Origin of the sequence: Paraburkholderia sp. MM5482-R2 (assembly GCF_050436125.1) — a bacterium.
GTDB lineage: Bacteria > Pseudomonadota > Gammaproteobacteria > Burkholderiales > Burkholderiaceae > Paraburkholderia > Paraburkholderia tuberum.
In genome coordinates this window covers 3274591-3294410 of the sequence record NZ_JBNDLP010000002.1, presented here as the reverse complement: position 1 = coordinate 3294410, position 19820 = coordinate 3274591, and the positions used below count along the sequence as shown (strand labels likewise).

At 64.3% G+C, this 19820-nt stretch carries 17 protein-coding genes, 1 tRNA gene and 1 pseudogene; 10 read left to right on the top strand and 9 right to left on the bottom strand.

The window, feature by feature from the left end; genetic code table 11:
- Positions 1–11 precede the first annotated feature (11 nt).
- A complete protein-coding gene (locus OKW37_RS17925) occupies positions 12–512 on the top strand; it encodes a GNAT family N-acetyltransferase (protein WP_429404937.1) in 501 nt (166 codons plus the stop codon).
- An 11-nt stretch (positions 513–523) separates the two neighbouring features.
- On the opposite strand, the gene OKW37_RS17920 is transcribed toward OKW37_RS17925, so the two are convergent.
- From OKW37_RS17920 to OKW37_RS17910, 3 genes are read right to left on the bottom strand one after another with little or no spacing between them, the layout of a single operon-like run.
- Positions 524–1408 carry a cytochrome c oxidase assembly protein gene (locus tag OKW37_RS17920; protein WP_187610821.1) on the bottom strand — a complete coding sequence of 295 codons (885 nt, stop codon included), beginning with the start codon at positions 1406–1408 and terminating at the stop codon, positions 524–526.
- Positions 1409–1447: 39 nt separating this feature from the next.
- Positions 1448–1909: a copper chaperone PCu(A)C gene (locus OKW37_RS17915; RefSeq protein WP_184061427.1), complete on the bottom strand. Its 462-nt coding sequence runs from the start codon at positions 1907–1909 to the stop codon at positions 1448–1450.
- A 28-nt stretch (positions 1910–1937) separates the two neighbouring features.
- On the bottom strand, positions 1938–2552 hold the full coding sequence (locus OKW37_RS17910; RefSeq protein WP_429404940.1) for an SCO family protein: 615 nt from the start codon (positions 2550–2552) through the stop codon (positions 1938–1940).
- A gap of 485 nt (positions 2553–3037) precedes the next feature.
- Here OKW37_RS17910 and otsB point away from each other — a divergent pair, with 485 nt between their 5' ends.
- Positions 3038–3787 carry a trehalose-phosphatase gene (gene otsB, locus OKW37_RS17905; RefSeq protein WP_090801136.1) on the top strand — a complete coding sequence of 250 codons (750 nt, stop codon included), beginning with the start codon at positions 3038–3040 and terminating at the stop codon, positions 3785–3787.
- 53 nt (positions 3788–3840) lie between these two features.
- The gene (otsA, locus tag OKW37_RS17900) at positions 3841–5319 is read left to right on the top strand and encodes an alpha,alpha-trehalose-phosphate synthase (UDP-forming) (protein ID WP_184047663.1); all 1479 of its coding nucleotides are present in this window, start codon (positions 3841–3843) and stop codon (positions 5317–5319) included.
- A 90-nt stretch (positions 5320–5409) separates the two neighbouring features.
- On the opposite strand, the gene OKW37_RS17895 is transcribed toward otsA, so the two are convergent.
- Positions 5410–7245: an ABC transporter ATP-binding protein gene (locus OKW37_RS17895; protein WP_184061429.1), complete on the bottom strand. Its 1836-nt coding sequence runs from the start codon at positions 7243–7245 to the stop codon at positions 5410–5412.
- Between the two features lie 695 nt (positions 7246–7940).
- Here OKW37_RS17895 and OKW37_RS17890 point away from each other — a divergent pair.
- From OKW37_RS17890 to OKW37_RS17880, 3 genes are all read left to right on the top strand, one after another.
- Complete coding sequence (locus tag OKW37_RS17890) at positions 7941–9005, top strand: glycosyltransferase family 4 protein (protein ID WP_090801132.1); 1065 nt, start codon at positions 7941–7943, stop codon at positions 9003–9005.
- A 260-nt stretch (positions 9006–9265) separates the two neighbouring features.
- Entirely contained in the window at positions 9266–10114 is an 849-nt protein-coding gene (locus OKW37_RS17885; RefSeq protein ID WP_429404943.1) for a hypothetical protein, read from the top strand.
- 150 nt (positions 10115–10264) lie between these two features.
- A complete protein-coding gene (locus tag OKW37_RS17880; protein ID WP_184006244.1) occupies positions 10265–10729 on the top strand; it encodes a DUF2214 family protein in 465 nt (154 codons plus the stop codon).
- Between the two features lie 84 nt (positions 10730–10813).
- Here the strand turns inward: OKW37_RS17880 and OKW37_RS17875 are convergent, their stop codons facing one another.
- The 5 genes from OKW37_RS17875 to OKW37_RS17855 form a co-directional block, all read right to left on the bottom strand.
- Positions 10814–12688: an ABC transporter ATP-binding protein gene (locus OKW37_RS17875; protein WP_429404945.1), complete on the bottom strand. Its 1875-nt coding sequence runs from the start codon at positions 12686–12688 to the stop codon at positions 10814–10816.
- 518 nt (positions 12689–13206) lie between these two features.
- Positions 13207–13281 (bottom strand) — tRNA-Val (locus OKW37_RS17870).
- Positions 13282–13329: 48 nt separating this feature from the next.
- A complete protein-coding gene (gene dnaQ / locus OKW37_RS17865; RefSeq protein WP_429404947.1) occupies positions 13330–14064 on the bottom strand; it encodes a DNA polymerase III subunit epsilon in 735 nt (244 codons plus the stop codon).
- An 81-nt stretch (positions 14065–14145) separates the two neighbouring features.
- A complete protein-coding gene (gene rnhA, locus OKW37_RS17860) occupies positions 14146–14592 on the bottom strand; it encodes a ribonuclease HI (RefSeq protein ID WP_184028269.1) in 447 nt (148 codons plus the stop codon).
- A complete protein-coding gene (locus OKW37_RS17855; RefSeq protein ID WP_429404949.1) occupies positions 14589–15470 on the bottom strand; it encodes a class I SAM-dependent methyltransferase in 882 nt (293 codons plus the stop codon). Before OKW37_RS17855 ends, rnhA begins: the two co-directional genes overlap by 4 nt.
- An 18-nt stretch (positions 15471–15488) precedes the next feature.
- On the opposite strand from OKW37_RS17855, the gene gloB reads away from it, so the two are divergent.
- The 4 genes and pseudogenes from gloB (at position 15489) to OKW37_RS17835 (ending at position 19632) form a co-directional block, all read left to right on the top strand.
- Positions 15489–16280, top strand: a complete 792-nt coding sequence (gene gloB / locus OKW37_RS17850) for a hydroxyacylglutathione hydrolase (protein ID WP_429404951.1) — start codon at positions 15489–15491, stop codon at positions 16278–16280.
- A gap of 157 nt (positions 16281–16437) precedes the next feature.
- Positions 16438–18126, top strand: a complete 1689-nt coding sequence (locus OKW37_RS17845) for a transglycosylase SLT domain-containing protein (RefSeq protein ID WP_429404953.1) — start codon at positions 16438–16440, stop codon at positions 18124–18126.
- Positions 18127–18389: 263 nt separating this feature from the next.
- Positions 18390–18932 (top strand): annotated as a pseudogene (locus OKW37_RS17840) (MFS transporter); the annotation flags it as partial.
- 136 nt (positions 18933–19068) lie between these two features.
- Positions 19069–19632 (top strand): hypothetical protein, encoded by a 564-nt coding sequence (locus tag OKW37_RS17835; RefSeq protein WP_429509929.1) that lies wholly within the window; start codon positions 19069–19071, stop codon positions 19630–19632.
- Positions 19633–19820 lie beyond the last annotated feature (188 nt).

Here is a 19820-nt window from a genome sequence, read left to right as displayed (position 1 = left end):
GAAAGCTACCGATGACTGAACCGCAACACACCGCCGCCGCGCGGCTCGCCCAGCTCGAATGGCGCTGGAAGCCGTTCGGGAACCTCACGAGCGTCGAAGTCTATGAGATGCTGGCCGCCCGCAGCGCGGTGTTCGTCGTCGAACAGAACTGCGTGTATGGCGATATCGATGGGCTCGACGTCGAAGCCTGGCATCTGCTTGCGTATGGCACCGGCCGCGGTGCGGCGCTGCCGCCGTTGGCCGGCTATCTGCGCGTGTTGTTGCCCGATGCGGCGGATGCCGATGTGCGCATCGGCAGGGTGTTGACGACCGCGCCGTTTCGCGGCATCGGTCTCGGCAATGCGATGCTCGAACGCTCGCTCGCGCAAATCCGTGCGCAGTGGCCCGATACGCCGATCCGTCTGCACGCGCAGGCGCATCTGCAAGGTTTTTACGGTGCGTTCGGCTTCATGCCGATCTCGGAGATTCACGACGAAGACGGCATCCCGCATGTGTGGATGCGCGCGCTGTGAACGCGAACGGGTCAGCGGGGCACGTTCGTGGTCGTCGACGCCGCATGCGTGAGCCCGCGCGCCGCTTTTGCATGCCGCTCGGCGCGCAGGCGTCCGCGAGACGACAGCCGCATCCAGTGACGCAGCGCGATCAGCGCGCCGACCACGCTCATCATCGAACCCGGAATCCATAGCAGGAGCCCGCCGATCTGCTGATCGCGCATCGGGCTCAGCCACGTGAACGCGCGGCCGCAGATCGAGTAGATCGGATACAACTCGTGCGTCGTAAAAAAGATGAATGCGCCGAGAACGATCTGCGGCGGAATCGCCGCGATCACGACGAGCACGCGCTTGCCCGGAGACAGACGCGCGGGCGGCGCCGGACGCGGATCGAGTACGAGCCACCAGAACAGCAGGCCGTCGATCGCCATGCTCCAGTTCATGACGCGATAGAGCCGCCAGTCGAGCATCGCGACGAAATGGATCGGCGACAGCAGCCAGAAATAGATCAGCCCGACGAATAGCGTGACCGCGACGACCGGGTGCATGACGACGTCGAGCGCCGTGCGCACGAGCGGTGTTTGCAGCGCGGGCCGCACGAAGCGCTGTCGCCAGCGCAACGGAATTCCCGCGCGCAACGCCGCGCCCGGATACGACAGCGCAATGAAGAACGGCCCGAGATGATGCAGCACCAGATGCTGCAAGCGATGCATGAAGAATTCATGCTCGAAGAAATAATCGAGCCGCGTATGCAGCACGACATACAGCGCGACCAGCCCGAACCAGAATGACAGACGCCGCGCGAACGACAGCCGCGCCTTGCGTGCGCCGCGCACGAACAGGATCGCGGGGATCAGCAACGCGATCACGACGGTCGGCGAAAACTCCCAGGGATCGAGCCAGTAGAGCAGGTTCATGGCGATGGCGCGTGCGGTGGCGGCGGCCCGTCGTGCCGCTTACCTGGTCTGGCCCGGCGACTTGACCGCGAACGGCGCGCTCACTGTTTCGCCGTCGGAGAACTTCAGCGTCAGACGCACGGTGTCGCCCGGCGCGACCTTGTGCTTCGCGTCCTCGAGCATCACGTGATAGCCGCCCGGCGCGATCGCGACCTGGCCATGCGCGGGCACCGACAGCTTGTCGACCATCACCATCTTCTGCGTCGAACCGTTCGATACGGTTTGATGCAGCATCGCATCGCCGTAGTCGTCGCTCGATACATCGACGAGGTCGATCGGCTTGTCGCTCGCGTTGACGAGCGTCGCATAGCCGGCCGCGGGCAGGTTGTTCGGCAGCCAGCGCACCCACGCGTCCTTGATGCTGATCGCGTGAGCATCGGCCGCTTGCGCGGCCGACGCGGCGCCGAGTGACAGCGCGAGCGCGCAGGCGAGGGAAGCGATTGGTTTGAGCTTGATCGTCATGATGGAATGGAGTGGGATCAAAGAAGAATCAGGATTGGTCATCGATGATGCGGCGCAGGTCCTGCGCGATCGCATCGGGCGTGTCGTGATCGGTGGCGAGCAGGCGCGCGCGGCCCCGGCTGTCGAACACATAGACGGCGGAGCTGTGCGTGACCTCGTAGTTGCCGTTCGAGTCGCGCTTTTCCATCTGATAAGCGACACGATAGCGCTTGGCCAGCGACTCGATCTGCCAGTCGGTGCCGCTCAGCCCTTCGGCGTGCTGTGCGTCGAACGCGCCGACATAGTCGTGCAAGGCCCGCGGCGTGTCGCGCGCGGGATCGACGGTGATGAACAAAATGCGCACTTTCTGCGCATCGGGACCGAGCTTGCCGAGCACCTGCATCAGACGGCCCATCGTTTCGGGACAGACGTCCGGGCAATGCGTGTAGCCGAAGTAGACCAGCGACGTGCGGCCCCTGAACGACGCGGCGTTGACGGGACGGCCGGTGTCGTCGGTCAAGGTGAAGTCCAGATCCGGCAGGTGGCCGGTCACGTTGGTCAACTGCCACGGCTCGGCGCGCTGTGTGCAACCGGTCAGCGCGGCGAGCGCGACCAGCGTGCCCAGCGCAGTTGCCGCCGCAAACCGGCGTGCCAACCCGTGCATCAAGCGGTGCGTGAGTCGCTTGGGTCGTGAGCGGGACAGGTTCGGCCGCGGGCGCTGGGGTGGCAGGATCGGGAACAAAGCAGGGTTCAATGACTCGATTGAAGAGCAGGCAACACGAATCGATGGAGCAGGGGGCCGCACCGTCGCCCGATCATGCCACGCAAGATTCGCGCGCGGCACGCGATTGAGCGAGAGCGTGCAATGATGTCCATCACGCCGACGGTCCGCGTGGCAGCGACTGTAGCGCAAAATTGGCGCCAGCGTCGCGCGGCGCGCCGGGCGCACGATTTGCGGGTCAATTGACGCAGCTTGCTGAAAGCCGGTTGAAGCCCGATCGTTGCGCTTTTGAACGCAATCGACAGAAGCGGATGGATAGAGCGCCCATCGGGCTTGAGTCCCAGCTTACTTTCTCGAAAAATTGACGGATGCGCGGTAAGATGCGCACACTTTTCCGGCCATAGATGGCTGAAAGGCGAACCTAGGCGATGCAAGCACTTCCGGCTGTTCTGTCTCCGAGCGAGACGGCATTTTTCTTCGACTTCGATGGCACGCTCGTCGAACTCGCCCCCACACCGGACGGCGTGCTGGTGCAGCCGCGCGTGATCGACCTGCTGCGCGAACTGCGCAGTCTGACGAATGGCGCGGTCGCGGTGGTGTCGGGGCGCGGCATCGACAGCATCGACAGTTTTCTCGGCATGCCGGACCTGCCGGTCGCGGGTCTGCACGGCGCCGAGCGGCGCGATGCGAATGGCGACACGCAGCGCATCGGCTTTCACGACGAGCGCCTGTTGCGCATGGAGCAGGTGCTCGCGCAGGTCGTCAACGAACATCCGGGCATGCTGCTCGAGATCAAGGGCGCGGCGCTCGCGCTGCACTACCGCAACGCGCCGGACCGCGAGCCGGTCGCGCGCGAGGCGACCGAGCGGCTCGTCGCCGATTACCCCGCTTCTTACGTGCTGCAGCCCGGCAAGATGGTCTACGAGATCAAGCCGAAGGACGTCGACAAGGGCCGCGCGACGCGCGCGTTCCTCGACGAGCTGCCGTTCACCGGCCGCACGCCGATATTCGCCGGCGACGATCTGACCGACGAGAAGGGCTTCGCGGTCGTCAACGAGCGCGGCGGTCTGTCGATCAAGGTCGGCGCGGGCGAAACGATGGCGCACACGCGCGTCGAATCGGTGTCGTCACTGCTCGACTGGCTCGAAACCATCGTCGCGGCGGCGCGCGGCGCATGACGCCGGCGGCCCCGTTCAACGAAAACAACATACTGCATCGGGAATCGCGCTTCATGAGCCGACTGATCATTGTTTCGAACCGGGTGGCGCCTATTTCGGAGGGCGGTCCGGCGGCGGGCGGTCTGGCGGTCGGCGTGTACGACGCGCTGAAGGAGACCGGCGGCATGTGGTTCGGCTGGAGCGGCGACGTGCTGAGCTCCGGCCAGCCGCAGATCAAGCTCGAGGAGCGCGGTCCGGTGACCTTCGCGACCGTCCCGCTGATGCGCCGCGATTACGACCAGTACTACCGTGGTTTCTCGAACGCGACGCTGTGGCCCGCGTTCCACTATCGATCCGACCTGCTGCATTACGACCGGCACGACTTCGAAGGCTACTGCCGCGTCAACGCGTGGCTCGCGCAGCAACTCGTGCCGCTCCTGCGCGAGGACGACGTGATCTGGGTGCACGACTATCACCTGATTCCGTTCGCTCAGGCGCTGCGCTCGGCAGGCGTGAAGAACCGCATCGGTTTTTTTCTGCACATTCCGTTTCCGGCCGCGCAGGTGCTGCTGACGGTGCCGCCGCATCGCGAGCTCGTCGAGGCGCTGTGTTCGTTCGACCTGCTCGGCTTCCAGACCGGTCCCGATCTGCGCGCGTTCTGCGACTACGTGATCAACGAGGCGGGCGGCTCGATCGACGCGTCGGCGAAAGGACCGCTGAGTGTGCATGCGTTCGGCCGCACGTTGCGCGCCTCTGCGTATCCGATCGGCGTCTATCCGGACGAGATCGCCGAGCTCGCGAAGGCGGGCGAACGCGGCAAGCCGGTGCGCACGATGAAGGCGACGCTGCATTCGCGCAAGCTGATCATGAGTGTCGACCGGCTCGATTATTCGAAGGGGCTGGTCGAGCGATTCCGCGCGTTCGAGCGCCTGCTCGAGCATACGGCCGCGCAGCGCAACAAGGTGTCGTTCCTGCAGATCGCCCCGCCGACGCGCGCCGACCTGCACGCGTATCAAGACATCCGGCTACAGCTCGAAGGCGAGTCGGGACGGATCAACGGACGTTTCGCCGAGCTGGACTGGACGCCGATCCTATACATCCACAAGCAGTACGAGCGCTCGGTGCTGGCGGCGCTGTTCCGTACCGCGCACGTCGGCTATGTGACGCCGTTGCGCGACGGCATGAACCTCGTTGCGAAGGAATACGTGTCGGCGCAGGATCCGGAGAATCCCGGCGTGCTGGTGCTGTCGCGCTTCGCGGGCGCGGCGCAGGAGCTCGACGGCGCGCTGATCGTCAATCCGGTCGATATCGACGGCATGGCCGAAGCGCTCGCGCGGGCGCTCGACATGCCGCTCGCCGAGCGCCAGGGGCGCTATCGCGACATGATGGCGCAGCTGCGCGAGAACAACGTGTCGGTGTGGCGCGATAACTTCATGCGCGATCTGCAGAGCGTCGAGGGCGCGAAGCGCGCCAGAAGCGGGAAAGCGCACGCGGCCACGGGTGCGGCGGGCGCCGCGCGCAAGAGGGCGGCGCGCGAGAGCGTGACCGGCTAAGCCAAGCCGGGCCGCGAGCCAGACAGCAAAAAGCCGCTCCAGGGAGCGGCTTTTTTTCAAGCGATGCGCAGCGCGTGGACCAGGCGTGCGTCAGGCTACGTGCTGTTCGTCGACCTTCTTGCCGCCGATATGCAGCGTCTGGCCCTTGCCATACTGCTTCGAGAGCAGGTCGCGATAGAGGCCCGGACGCTGGCGCAGTTCTTCCGGCGTGCCGTCGTCGATGACCTTGCCGGCGCTCATCACGATGATCCGGTCGAAGTTGTTCAGCGTCGACAGACGGTGCGCGATCGCGATCACGGTGCGGCCGACCATCAGGCGGTCGAGCGCCTTCTGGATCGCTTCCTCGGACGCGCTGTCGAGCGCGGACGTGGCTTCGTCGAGCAGCAGGATCGGCGCGTTTTTCAGAATCGCGCGCGCGATTGCGATGCGCTGGCGCTGACCGCCCGACAGCTTCACGCCGCGGTCGCCCACGATCGTGTCGTAGCCTTCCGGCATCGCTTCGATAAAGTCCACGCAACGCGCCTCGCGCGCGGCGGCGAGCACTTCCTCGCGGCTCGCGTCCGGGCGGCCGTACGCGATGTTCTCGTACACCGTGCGATGGAACAGCGAGATGTCCTGGGGCACCAGCGCGATCGCGTGGCGCAGGCTGTCCTGGGTAATCGACGCGATGTCCTGGCCGTCGATCTTGATCGCGCCACCCTGGGTCTCGTAGAAGCGCTGCAACAGCGCGAGCACGGTCGATTTGCCGGCGCCCGACTTGCCGATCAGCCCGACGCGCTGACCCGGTTCGATATCGAGGTCGAAGTGATCGAGAATCGGCCGGCGGCGCGGATAGGCGAACGTGACGCCGTCGAACGTGACGCGGCCGCCCTGCGGCACAAGTTCGGTCGCGTCGTCGCGATCGGGCATGCCGTGCGGTTCGAGCAGCGTGCGCACGGCCTCTGCGAGTCGCGCGACGTGCTGCGTGACGTCGACGAGCGCGACGGCGAGATCGCGCGTGCCGTGCAGGATCGTGAAGCCGAGCGAGCTGACGAGCACGATGTCGCCCGAGGTCGCGCGGCCCTGGTCCCACAGCCATAGCGCCCAGCCTAGCAGGCCGGCCGACAGCAGCGCGGTGACCACGGCGTGCAGCAGACGCAGCTTTTCCAGGTACAGCAGGCTTTGCTGGCGCGCGTCCATTTCCGACTTGACCGTCGAAGCAAAGCGGTGCTGTTCGCGGAACGTCATGCCGAACGCGCGCACGAGCCCCATATTGCTGATCACGTCGACAAGCTCGCCGTCGACCGATGCCGCCTTGGTCGCGAAATTATGGTGACGCGCGGAACCGCGGCCCGCGAGCTTGTACAGCACGACCGACAGGATCGCCGAGCACAGCATCAGGCCGGCGGCCATCAGCGGGTTCACCGCGATGATCATCACGATCGCGCCGAGCACCGCGATGCACGGCGGCAGCACGTTCCACGCGGTGGTGTTTTCGGCGGTGTAGACGGCGTTCGAGGTCGCGGTGATCCGGCTTGCCAGCATGCCGGGCTGCTTTTCGGCGTAGTAGGTCGGCGAGTGGCCGCTCAGGTACTGAAACAGGTCGCGCCGCAAATCGCCCGTCACGGCGACGAACGTGTGCGCGGCGAACCAGCCGCCGATCCGCCACAACAGGTTGTCGGCAGCGATCAGGCCGACGAGGATCGCGAACGCGCCCCACAGCGGTCCCGGATGATGCCTGCCGCCGCCGAGCACGTCGATCAGATGTTTGATCGCGTACTGCGAAGCGAGTGCACAGCCCACGGCCGCAAACACGCTGCACAACACGATCGCATGCGCGAGCGGATGGCGGCGGATAAAGCGGAAGAGAAACGCAAGTGGCCGGTGCGCATAGCTCGCGAGCTTGGCGTTCTGGGCGTTACGCTGGGCGATGGTCAAGTGTTCCAATTGAGCTGAGATCGATGTGTTGCGGGTTGTGCATGCAATGCGCGGACCATACGGACAAGCATGGCTCTGCGTGAAGCCGATGCTTCGCATTGTAAACATGCAAAGGCGATTGCGCCCTGTGTATCCGGGCTTTGACGCGATTGATTTCGCGATGGACCTCCGCGATCTGCGTCGTCCCGACACACCAGCCGACGGGCCATTCAGGCAGATTGCGGAAAATTTCGAGATATGATTACAGATTGCATTCGACCGCGCTGCGGCAATTTTGCAATTCCTACCGGCAACGCTGATGGGCGAGAGCTAACAGACACGGTACCGCCGCGCCTCCCGAAACCTCGTGCATACTGTAGAACTGTCTTTGAAAACAAGGGTTTGCAAAGTGTTTCGCGTTTGTAACAACGTAAAGACTTTGAAATGCTGTGGTGCTGCAACAATCCAGGCATCGATAATGCGTGCTCGTTAGCCCGGCAATTTTTCTGACAGTTTGTCAACGTCGGTGCAACGGGCGCGTTTACTCGCACATGCCCAGTCGCTGATCCACTTGTCCGGGCTCGTTACCAAGCGATCCATCGCAGGATTTCTCAAAAGAATCAGGCCCGCGCCGGCATTTCCGGCCAGACTGCCCTGGCGAGCAAGCGAGTCGCTTTTTCCAAATGCAGTACTTTTGCCTGATTTTTTACTAGGAGTTCGTCAATATGCGAATCGCTCAAATCGCTCCGCTGCACGAGGCGGTTCCTCCCAAGCTGTACGGTGGTACGGAACGCGTGGTGTCCTATCTGACCGAGGCGCTGGTCGAGCAGGGCCACGACGTCACGCTGTTTGCAAGCGGTGATTCGCAAACCTCGGCGAAGCTCGAAGCTTTCTGGCCGCAGGCGCTGCGCCTCGACCCGACGATCCGCGACGTGATGGCGCCGCACATGCTGCTGCTCGAAGAAGTGCGCCGCCGCGCGGACGAATTCGACGTGCTGCATTTCCACATCGACTACTACCCGTTCTCGCTGTTCGCGCGTCAGCCTGTGCCGTTCGTCACGACGCTGCACGGCCGTCTCGATCTGCCTGAACTGCAGCCGATCTTCAACACGTTCAATGACGTGCCGGTCGTGTCGATCTCGGACAACCAGCGCATTCCGCTGCCGCAGGCGCACTGGCTGCAAACCGTCTATCACGGTTTGCCGGAAGACGTGCTCAAGCCGATTCCCAACGTCGAGCCCGGCTACCTCGCATTCCTGGGCCGCGTCTCGCCGGAGAAGGGGCTTGACAGGGCGATTCGCATCGCCGGGCAGGCAGGCATGAAGCTCAAGGTCGCCGCCAAGATCGACAAGGCCGACCGTGCCTACTACGAAGAAGTGATCAAGCCGCTGATGTCGTTGTCGCACGTCGAGTACATCGGCGAAATCGGCGAAGCTGAAAAGCGCGAGTTTCTCGGCAATGCGCACGCACTGGTGTTCCCGATCGACTGGCCGGAGCCCTTCGGTCTCGTGATGATCGAGGCGATGGCTTGCGGCACGCCGGTGATCGCGTTCAATCGCGGTTCGGTGCCGGAAGTGATCGAAAACGGCGTGTCGGGTTTCGTCGTCGAGGACGAAATCAGCGCGGTCGCCGCCGTCAAACGTCTGCACACGCTGCCCCGCGCTGGCGTGCGCAAGGCGTTCGAGGCGCGCTTCTCGTCGAAGGTGATGGCGCAGAACTACGTCGCCACCTATGAAGAGCTGCTGCGCCGCAAACATCGCACGGTGCTGCGCGAAGTCAACGCGGGCTGATTGGCGATTGTTTCGCCGCAGTTGTTTCGCGGTAGATAAAACGCTGTCGGCAGCAACTCGTTGCACGCTTCCTTCGTTGCTCTGAACGCCCCACCGGCACGTCGCCGGCGGGGCGTTGTTGCATGCGCGCTGCGTTTTTCGTCGGTGCACAACTGAAAATACGGGTTTCCGCGCGGCGCGAACGAGCCAGTCTCGGTAATATCCCTATAATTGCCGTGCCGCAAATTGGGCTGCGGTGCCGCCGACGACAGGAGGATGCCTTGGCGAGAACGAAAGAGACGCGCGCGAACGCCGCGCCCGGCGCCGGAACGATTTTTACGTTGCGCGCCATCGGTCTCGTGCTCGCCGCCCGCTGGTTTTTCTCGATGTCCGAGATGAAGCTGACCACCGCGCTGACCGCGATGGCGTCTTCACCGTGGGCATGTATCAACCTCGTTTTTCTGTTCCTGCTGATCTTCCTGCCGGGCGCGCGCGCCGTCGCGGAGCGTCCGTTCCATCCGTTGCCGCAATGGCTGCGTCAGGCGCTGCGCCTGTTCGCGTTCCTCGGGTTTCTGTTTGCGGTGTGGTCGGTCGGCGCGTTCGTCGCGAGCGCAGGCTGGCGTCGCGCGATGCAGGCGGTCGCGGCCAGCAACGGTTGGCTCGTCGCGGCGCCGGTGCTGTATGCGGTCGTCTTGTGGATCTGCCGGCCGCTGCCGTTGTGGCGCACCAATGTGGCGGCGCGGCGCTTTGCGATCGGCCGCTATGCGGTGTCGCTCGATCCGCTGACCCGCACCGTCGTCGTGTGGGCCGAGCGGCGCAAGGTGGGGCAATACGATGCGCGCGAATTGTCGGTGCGCTGGGCGAGCGGTTCCAATGGGCGCGCGACGCCGGCGCCCGCGGTCGCGTTCGGCGCGCCGGGCAAGGCCGGCGCGTCAGCGGCGCCGATAGGGTCGGTCGCGGCGCCCTCGCTTGCGCGCAGCGCGTTCGGCGTACGTCCGAAGGTCGAGTTGCTGTGGGATTCGCCGGCCGCCGCGGGTCATAACCGGCAGACCGTTTTCCGCGCCGCGCTGACGACCGAAGGCGATCGCGTCGCCGCTCGCGCGCTCGACACGACGCTGCGCCAGGTCTGACGCTGCATGTTTTGTGCTATCGGTCACATCGCGTGGCCGATGCACGCATCCCGAAGCGAAGCTTCGTCGATAATGCAATCAAGGCGCCCGGCCTGCAGGCGGGCGAGTGGGACACTCATCGATCATATTGCGTCTTTCGCAGGAGTCGCCATGCTGGTTCGCTGGTTGCTTGCCGCCCTTCATCTGCTCGCTTATGGTTTTGCGCTCGCGTCGATTCTCAGACGCACGTGGTCGCTGCGTCGCGCGTCGGTGCCCGCCGCGTTGCGTTCGGTGTTCCGCGCCGATTCACGCTGGGGCATCGCCGCGCTGGTGCTGATCGTGACCGGCCTGATGCGCATGTTCGGTAGCTATGAGAAGGGCGCCGACTACTACCTGCACCAGCCGCTCTTTCACGTGAAGATGACGTTGCTGGTGCTGATCCTGATCCTCGAAGTGCCCACGATGCTCGGCCTGATGCGCTGGCGCGCGTCGATCCGCAGCGGCGCGGCGCCGAATCTGAAGAAGGCGCGATCTTACGCGCATTTCAGCGTGATCCAGACCGTGCTGCTGGTTCTGATGGTGTTTGCCGCGACCGGAATGGCGCGCGGCATCGGGTTGCCCGCCGGCGCGGTGTAGCGCGGCGGGCCTTCTATTGCCAGGGGCTGGTGGCGCCAGGCGTGGCATCGTTTGCCGCGAAGCCTGGTGCATGCCTGCGTCGCGCTAGCCGACCAACAAGCCAGAATCGTCGACCCGGTCGGCTTTGACCTTTGCCGACTCGCGCACGAGCTCCGGCTCGCCGAGACCCTTGATCAGCTCCAGCGCCTGACGCTCGAACAAGCGACGGTACAAGCCGTTGTCGCGTTTGATCAGCGCGTCGTGGCTGCCTTCCTCGATCACCTTGCCCTTGTCGAGCACGAGGAGCCGGTCGAGCGCGCGCACCGTCGACAGCCGATGCGCGACCACCAGCGTCGTGCGCCCCTGCATCAGCCGCTCCATCGCGCGCTGGATCAGCACTTCGCTTTCGCTGTCGAGGCTCGACGTGGCTTCGTCGAGAATCAGGATCGGCGCGTCGGCGAGAAAAGCCCGCGCGATCGCGACGCGTTGACGCTCGCCGCCCGATAGCTTGATGCCGCGTTCGCCGACCAGCGTGTCGTAGCCGTTCGGCAGCGCGGCGATGAAGTCGTGCGCGCTCGCGAGCCGCGCGGCCCGCTCGATGTCGGCGCGGGTCGCGCCGGGCCGTCCATACGCGATGTTCTCGGCAAGCGAGCGGTGAAACAGTACCGGCTCCTGCTGGACGATCGCGATCTGGCTTCGCAGCGACGCTTGCTGGACCTGCGCGATGTCCTGGCCGTCGATCGTGATCCGCCCGCCCGAAATGTCGTGAAGGCGCTGGATCAGCTTGATGAAGGTCGTCTTGCCCGAGCCGGAATGACCGACCAGCCCGACGCGCTCGCCCGCCGCGATGCGGATGGAAAAGTCGTCGTAGAGCGGCCGGCTGTGCGCGCCATAGTGAAACGACACCTGCTCGAAGCGGATCTCGCCGTCGCGGATCGCGATGGCGCCGGCGCCGGGACGATCCTCGACGCCGAGCGACTGACTCTCGAGCGACACCAGTTCCTCCATGTCGTTGACCGAGCGCTGCAGGTTACGGATGTGCATGCCGATGTCACGCAGATAGCCTTGCAGCATGAAGAACATCGTCAGCGCGAACGTGATGTCGCCGACGCTCGCTTCGCCGCGTGCCCACAGCAGTAGCGCCACGCCGAGAATCGCCGCCTGGATCGCGGCCAGCATGCCGCCCTGGAGGCCGCCGTTGAGCGTGCCGCGCACCCACGTGCGGCGTGTGCGTTGCCGCCATTTGCCGATCACGTGCGCGAGGCGCGCTTCCTCGCGCGCTTCCGCGCCGAATGCCTTGACGACGCCGTTGCAGCTGACCGCATCGGCGAGCGCGCCGCCCATGCGTGTGTCCCACGCGTTCGCGAGACGCGCGGACGGCGCGACGAAGCCCAGCGACACCGTCACGGTCACGCCGATGTACAGCAGCGAGCCGATGCCGACGACGTTGCCCATCATGGGCCAGCGCGAGCCGAGCAGCAGGGTCGCGCCGATCAGCATCACCAGCGATGGCAGCAGCGCGATCAGCAGCGTGTCATTCAGCAGGTCGAGCGCCCACATGCCGCGCGTGATCTTGCGCACGGTCGAGCCGGCGAAGCTGTTCGCGTGCCAGTCGGTCGAAAAGCGCTGCACGCGATGAAACGCGCGCGCGGCGATCTCGCTCATCATCTTCAGCGTGAAGCGGATGATGTTGAAGTACACGCCCTGGCGCAGCAGCGTCGCGGTGAGGCCGAGCGCGGCGAGCGCGCCGAAGGCCGCAAGCGCGTGATGCCAGACGGGCGCCGACGACGCCGGACCGGCCGCGATCGCGTCGACGAGACGTCCGGCGAAGACCGGCGTCAGGATGTCCGCGCCCGCCGTGAACAGCGCGAGCGCCGCGATCACGACGATGCGCCCCGGCTGTTGCGCCCAGTGACGGAAGGTGAAGCCGAGGACATCCTTGAAGGCTTGTCCGCGAAAGTCGAGTTTTCTGTTAGCCATTTGCTTTGGGCCCGGCGAAGCACGAGCGCGCCGAGATTCCAGTCAGAAGCGAAAAAGGGGTAGACAGCCAGCGGATGCCGGAATCCGCGCGGGAACGCGCGAAAAAATATGACGGCAAACAACGGCAACGGAACAACGGACTGTCTGGAATGAACGCGGTGCGCCTGCCGAGGCGGCGGCGCATCAGCGACAACGCTGCGGCTTCAAGGTCGCATCGGTCGCGGCGGACGGGCCGGCGGTCGTGGAACCATGCGGGGGAGCGCGCGATGCACTGCAAACATGGGGCGCCTCCCTGAGATGGTTCAAGATGGAGAAACCGGACGGAGCCGGACCGGGCGAATGCCCGTTTGCCGAATATAGCAATAGTGCGGGGCGCTCGCCAACCTACGGAACGACGTGGTTCTATAGCCAACGATATCTCGTATGGCGCATGCGACGTATTTGCCGGCAAATAGAAAAAGGGCTTACGCATTGCTGCGTAAGCCCTTTTGTCTTCGGTGATCGACACACCAAGAATCTGGTGGGTAGTACTGGGATCGAACCAGTGACCCCTGCCGTGTGAAGGCAGTGCTCTACCGCTGAGCTAACCACCCGAAGAGATCGAAATTATGTCAGGGAATTTAGGGTTCGTCTAGTCTTTTTTAAGCAGTTTGCTCATCAGTTGCCGGCGCGGGTTCAAGACGCCATACGCTTGCGCCTTTGAGCGCTTTGTCGAGATCGTCGAGTACGGCTTCGTGCGCGGTGCTTTCGTCGTCGCTCGCAGCGATCACGACCAGTTCGAGCGAGTCGAGTGCGACACGCGGCGCGTGCGTATCGCCGCCGGCCTGCGCTTCGCCGAGCATGTCGATGACGAGGCTTTCCTGACCGCGCGTCATCGCCAGATAGACCTCGGCGAGCAGTTCCGAGTCGAGCAGCGCGCCGTGCAGCGTACGGTGCGCATTGCTGATGCCGAAGCGGTCGCACAGCGCATCGAGCGAATTGCGCTTGCCGGGGAACATCCGCTTGGCTTGCGCGAGCGTGTCGATGATCTCGCCGCAGTGCATGCTCACTGGCGGCAGACCGAGCAGCGCGAACTCGGCGTCGAGAAAGCCGATGTCGAATGGCGCGTTGTGGATGATCAGGTCCGCGTCCTGGATGAAATCGCGGAACTGGTCGATGATCTCCGCGAACTTCGGCTTATCGCTCAAAAATTCCGTGGTAAGGCCGTGCACCGCGAGCGCGCCCGGATCGCTGTCGCGCCCGGGGTTGATATAGAAGTGCAGGTTGTTGCCGGTCAGCCGGCGGTTCACGAGCTCGACGCAACCGAGTTCGAGAATCCGGTCGCCGCCGCGGGCGTTCAGGCCGGTAGTTTCGGTATCGAGGATCAGTTGACGCATGTCGGATTAGCCTGCTTCGAAAAAATTGCGGAAAAAAAGCGGGGAGGGCGGCGCGCGGTGTTGCCGATGCGCGCACGCTCTTTACATCTCGGCGAGCGATGCCACGCCGCGATTGGCCAACTGATCGGCGCGCTCGTTTTCCGGGTGGCCATTGTGGCCGCGCACCCAGCGCCATTCAATCTCGTGTTGCGCGACGAGCGCATCGAGCCGCTTCCACAGATCGGCGTTCTTGACCGGCTGTTTCGCCGCGGTGACCCAGCCTTTCTTCTTCCAGCCGTGAATCCACTCGCTGATGCCTTTCTGTACGTACTGCGAGTCGGTGTGCACGATCGCCTTGCACGGGCGCTTCAACGCCTCGAGCGCGGAAATCACGCCCATCAGCTCCATGCGATTGTTGGTCGTGTTGGCCTCGCCGCCGAACAGTTCTTTTTCCTGGCTGCCGAAGCGCAGCAACGCGCCCCAGCCGCCAGGGCCGGGATTGCCCTTGCAGGCGCCGTCGGTATAGATGTCGATGTGATCTGGAGTCATTCGGTGTGGTTTCGTGTGTTCGGGGTGGCGGCGGGCGCGAGGCCTGCCGCGAGCACGGGCTTTTTCACTTTGAGCGGCCCGACGAGATGCATGCCGCGCACGCGCTTGATCGCCTTGATCATGTAGGTGGCGCCGAAAATCGGCCACCAGCGGTCGCCGGCGGCTTCCATGAAGCCGTAACGCGCGAGCCATTGATCGCTCGCAAGCGGCGGACGATAGCAGCCGAAGCGCCCGCGTTCAAGGTCGAAGCCGAGCAGCTTGATCCAGTCCTTCAGGCGCGTGAACGCGATCAGATCGACGGCGGAGGGCACGAACGGGCGGCCTGTCATCTTGCCGATCGACTGCCGTACTCCCCACAGCGACAACGAGTTGAAGCCGAGGATGATCAGTTGGCCTTCAGGCACCAGCACGCGTTCGGCTTCGCGCAGCAGCCGGTGCGGGTCGCTGGTGAATTCGAGCGTATGCGGCATCACGAGCAGGTCGACGCTTTGCGCCTCGAACGGCAGATCGAGCAGGTCGCACCAGACCGCGCTGCGCCCGGCCGGCGCGTGCAGACCAGGGGCGCCTCGCGCGGCGTTCGCGGGGTTGTCGTCGCCAGCATTGCCCGCGCTGCTGATGCCGCTCACGCTGCCACGACGTGCCCAGCGCGGATATGTGTACGGCGCGCTCGCGCCGCTCGCCGCGTCGAGCACGAGGCCGCGGCACGGCATGCGGTTCTCGCGCAGCGCGTCGAGCTGCGGCAGGCCGAGTTGCAGCGCATGATAGCCGAACACGTCCGACACCACGCGATCGAGCTGGGTTTGCTCCCAGTCGAGCACGTAGCGGCCTGGCGGCGAATCGGTCCAGGCGGGCCAGTCTATAATCGCTCGGTCAGTCATATTAAAAATGCGTCGCCTATGAATGCGCTCGAGTACGTACCGGTCCCGGCGTTTGAAGACAATTACATCTGGGTCATTGCCGACGGACACCACGCGGTCGTCGTCGATCCGGGCGAAGCCGCCCCTGTGCGCGCCTGTCTGGCCCAACGAGGCTGGCGGCTGAGCGCTATTTTACTCACGCACCATCATCAAGACCACGTCGGCGGGGTGGCCGATCTGCTGAACGGCCAGGACGTGCCGGTCTACGGCCCCGCCGGCGAAGCGATCGCGCACCTGACACATCGTCTCAAAAGTGGCGATCACGTGACGATCGCTGCACCCGCACTTGAATTCAGCGTGCTCGACGTGCCCGGACACACGAGCGGACACATCGCCTATTTCCAGGCGGCCGATACGCGCGGCACGCCGCACGTGTTTTGCGGCGACACACTGTTCGCGTGCGGTTGCGGGCGCCTTTTCGAAGGCACGCCGCAGCAGATGCTGAATTCGCTCGATGCGCTCGCCGCGCTGCCCGGCGCAACCGCAGTGCATTGCGCACACGAATACACGCTGTCGAACATTCGCTTCGCGCTCGCTTGCGAGCCGCACAATGCCGAACTGCAGGCGTGGCGCGACAAGGCGAACGAGTTGCGCGCCCGCCACCAGCCGACGCTGCCGACCACGATCGCGCACGAGCTCGCGGTCAATCCGTTCCTGCGCGCAGGCGAGCCGGCGATCCAGTCGAACCTCGAAGCACGATTGCACGAAACGGTGTCTGACCGGCTGAAGGCCTTCACATTGATGCGCGAATGGAAGAACCGCTTCCGTTGATCCGGAGCGCATTCGGCGGTTCTTCACGCGATGAATCGGAAAAATTCGCCAAGCCCCAGATTTGGTTGATTTTTTTCTTGATTTTCCAATTGACGGAAACGTTGACGTTTCGTACTATCGGCTGCAAATTCCAGCCCTTGTGGAAACCGAGACGTTCATGCGATTTATCTTAAGTGCGTTATTGGTCCTGACACTCGCCGCGTGCGCGAGTCAGGGACCGACGACGAATACCGCCACTAACCCCGCCAGCCAGCAGGCCGTAGCCGACGCCCTTCGCAAGAACGCCACCGCTAAAGAAACCATCAACGTCGACCAGAGCTCCGTCAATCAGTTGACGAGCCAGGACGCCGATCTGTGGGGCCGCATTCGCCGTGGCTTCCAGATGCCGGACCTGCAGAGCGACCTCGTCGACATGCAGCTGAACTGGTATCTGCAGCGTCCCGATTACGTGCAGCGCATGACCGAGCGCTCGCAGAAATACCTGTATCACATCGTCGAGGAACTTGAGTCGCGCCATATGCCGACCGAGCTCGCGCTCTTGCCGTTCATCGAGTCTGCATATAGCCCGCAGGCTTTGTCGGTCGCCAAGGCTGCGGGTATGTGGCAGTTCATGCCGGGCACGGGCCGGACCTACAACCTGAAGCAGAACATGTGGCAGGACGAGCGCCGCGACGTGCTTGCGTCGACCAGTGCCGCGCTCGACTACCTGTCGAACCTGCACGACATGTTCGGCGACTGGCAACTCGCGCTCGCTGCGTATAACTGGGGCGAGGGCAACGTGCAGCGCGCGATCGCGCGCAACGAGGCGGCGGGTCTGCCGACCGACTACATGAGCCTGCGTCTGCCGAACGAAACGCGCAACTACGTGCCGAAGCTGCAAGCGGTCAAGAACCTCGTGATGAACCCGCAGATGTACGGGCTCACCCTGCCGTCTATTCCGAACCACCCATACTTCGTGACGGTCACGACCTCGCACGACATCGACGTCGACGTCGCCGCGCGGCTCGCCAACATGTCGACGGACGAGTTCCGTTCGCTGAACCCATCGTTCAGGAAGCCGGTGATTCTCGGCGCGACGCAGCCGCAGATTCTGTTGCCTTTCGACAACGCGTCCGCGTTCGAGCGCAATCTGAAAACGTACTCGGGCTCGCTGTCGTCCTGGACCACCTACACGGTCGACGCGCGCGCGACGCCCGCGGCGATCGCACAGAAGATCGGCGTCGACCCCGACACGCTGATGGAAGTGAACAAGATTCCGGTCGGTATGCGCCTGAAGCCGGGCTCGACGATCGTCGTGCCGCGCGGCTCGGACGACGACGAGGACATCAGCGCCGACGTCGCCGAAAGCGCGGTGCTCGCGATGGAACCCGACGTACCCGACACGCGCAAGATGCTGATCCGCGTGCGTCGCAATCAGTCGATGGCGGCCATCGCGGTGCGCTACGGCGTGTCGGTCGGTCAGCTGAAGGCGTGGAACAGGACGCATCGCGATCAGGTTTCGCGCGGCCAGGTGATCGTGCTGCACGTGCCGGTCGGCAAGCCGGTACCCAGCGAGCCGGGTCCGGAAAAGATCGCCGCCGATGTGCAAGGCGGCAGTGTGCAGAAGATTGGCGTCCACGTCGCAGACACACACGGTGAATCGCGCTACGATAAGAAGAAAGGGCGCGGCCACTCCGCCATCGTCAAGGTCTCCGAGCCGGGCGGCAAGGGTACCAAGCCGGCGGCGCCCGTTGCCAGGAAGGGCAAGGTCGAGAAGGTTTCGGCCTCGGAGCCCGGCAAGGCGTCGAAGGCCGCGGCTGAGAGCCGCCCGAAGACCGTGGCCAACGCGAAGAAGAAGGGTAAATAGACCAATAGCGGCTCTCACGGTAGTGACCACATGCGTTGCGGGGGCAGCGCATGGATTGCGCTCCGATCACGTACCGTGTTCATCCAACGCCGTCACCTCAGGGTGACGGCGTTTTTCATTGCGCGGACGATTCCTGCGCGTTTGCGGTATTTACTTTATTGTTCGTGCTTCGGCCGCGTTGGCCACGGGGTGCCGGTCCGTCGTGATCCGTCCGAACCTCGGGAAAGGTTCTTGAGGTCATTTCCAGGTTTACTTCCTGATTTATGTCGTCGACCCAACTGCGCGTCTTTCTGCTTTTTTCCGCCGGCTACTTCGTCTCTTACGTGTTTCGCGGCGTCAATCTTGGTTTCGCGCCGTTCATCACGCGCGATCTCGGTCTGTCAGCCGCCGATCTGGGTGTGCTGACGAGTCTGTATTTCCTCGGTTTCGCGGGCGCGCAGATCCCCGCTGGCGTGCTGCTCGATCACTTCGGCGCGCGTCGCGTGACGTCCGTCACGCTGCTTTTTGCCGCGCTCGGCATCTGGGTATTCGGCGCCGCGCACAGTCTCGGCATGATGATGGTCGGGCGGCTGCTGATCGGCGTTGGCGTGTCGGTGTGTCTCGGCGCCGCGTTCAAGGCGCTCGCGCAGCATTTTCCGGTGGCGCGTTTGCCATTGATGAACGGGCTTGTAATGGCGATCGGCGGTTTCGGCGGCGTGATGGTCGGTTCGCCGCTCACGTGGGTGCTCGGTTTTTCCAGCTGGCGCCCGGTTTGCGTCGGACTCGGTGTGCTGACGGTAGCGGGTTGCGCTCGCGCAATGGACGCTCGCTCCGGACGCGCGCGAAACGCATCGCCAGGCGAGCATCGTCGCGCAGTTCAAGGGTACGTGGCACATCCTGCGCAGCGCGGCATTCTGGAAAATCGCGTCGTTCTCGGTCGTTACGCAAGGCGTCTTCTACGCGATGCAGTCGTTGTGGGTCGGAGCATGGCTGCGCGACGTACAAGGCTTCGAGCCGCACCAGGCGGCGGCGCTCGTGTCGATTCTCGGCTTCGCGATGATGGCCGGCTGCGTCGGTTTCGGCGCGGCGGCGCGTACTCTCGAGCGGCGCGGCCTCTCGCTGTACGCGTTCTGCGGCATCGGCATGGCGCTATATGTGCTGACGCAGATGCTCATCATGTTTAACGCGCCGTTGCCGGCGAGCCTGTTGTGGGCCGCCTACGGCATCTTCGGCGGCACCGGGATTCTGAGCTACGCGGTGATGGCGCGGCATTTCCCGCCGCAGATGATCGGCCGCGTCAACACGACGCTGACGCTAATTATTTTTCTGCTGATCTTCGGTTTCCAGATCGGCGTTGGCGCGGTGCTGTCGCACTGGCCGGCGAGCGGCGGGCATTACCCGGCGCTCGCGCATCTGAGCGCGTGGAAAATCCTCGTCGCGCTGCAAGTGCTGAGTGCGATCTGGTACGTGTTGCCGGGTCGGCAGCTTGCCCGTTCGGGCGAGATGTGCGCGGAACAGGAGGCCTGAACGGCCGCGCCAGGCCTTGCGTCGGACCCGGAGGAGCCGCCGCGGCGGTTCGGTCCCGTCAATATTGGTGTCTCGACAGAACCGCATGGACAGGCGTGGCAAGTACCTGGCGACGCGGCCCGGCAAGGCTTTGAAGATCCGCCCAGGCACGTCGCCTCAACGCCTCGTCCTATCTCCCATTTGGAGGG

Bases quoted from the DNA above. Each gene is read 5' to 3' on its own strand.
- OKW37_RS17925 (WP_429404937.1), top strand. From the start codon at position 12: ATGACTGAACCGCAACACACCGCCGCCGCGCGGCTCGCCCAGCTCGAA.
- OKW37_RS17920 (WP_187610821.1), bottom strand. From the start codon at position 1,408: ATGAACCTGCTCTACTGGCTCGATCCCTGGGAGTTTTCGCCGACCGTC.
- OKW37_RS17915 (WP_184061427.1), bottom strand. From the start codon at position 1,909: ATGACGATCAAGCTCAAACCAATCGCTTCCCTCGCCTGCGCGCTCGCG.
- OKW37_RS17910 (WP_429404940.1), bottom strand. From the start codon at position 2,552: ATGCACGGGTTGGCACGCCGGTTTGCGGCGGCAACTGCGCTGGGCACG.
- otsB (WP_090801136.1), top strand. From the start codon at position 3,038: ATGCAAGCACTTCCGGCTGTTCTGTCTCCGAGCGAGACGGCATTTTTC.
- otsA (WP_184047663.1), top strand. From the start codon at position 3,841: ATGAGCCGACTGATCATTGTTTCGAACCGGGTGGCGCCTATTTCGGAG.
- OKW37_RS17890 (WP_090801132.1), top strand. From the start codon at position 7,941: ATGCGAATCGCTCAAATCGCTCCGCTGCACGAGGCGGTTCCTCCCAAG.
- OKW37_RS17880 (WP_184006244.1), top strand. From the start codon at position 10,265: ATGCTGGTTCGCTGGTTGCTTGCCGCCCTTCATCTGCTCGCTTATGGT.
- OKW37_RS17875 (WP_429404945.1), bottom strand. From the start codon at position 12,688: ATGGCTAACAGAAAACTCGACTTTCGCGGACAAGCCTTCAAGGATGTC.
- dnaQ (WP_429404947.1), bottom strand. From the start codon at position 14,064: ATGCGTCAACTGATCCTCGATACCGAAACTACCGGCCTGAACGCCCGC.
- rnhA (WP_184028269.1), bottom strand. From the start codon at position 14,592: ATGACTCCAGATCACATCGACATCTATACCGACGGCGCCTGCAAGGGC.
- OKW37_RS17855 (WP_429404949.1), bottom strand. From the start codon at position 15,470: ATGACTGACCGAGCGATTATAGACTGGCCCGCCTGGACCGATTCGCCG.
- gloB (WP_429404951.1), top strand. From the start codon at position 15,489: ATGAATGCGCTCGAGTACGTACCGGTCCCGGCGTTTGAAGACAATTAC.
- OKW37_RS17845 (WP_429404953.1), top strand. From the start codon at position 16,438: ATGCGATTTATCTTAAGTGCGTTATTGGTCCTGACACTCGCCGCGTGC.
- OKW37_RS17835 (WP_429509929.1), top strand. From the start codon at position 19,069: ATGCAGTCGTTGTGGGTCGGAGCATGGCTGCGCGACGTACAAGGCTTC.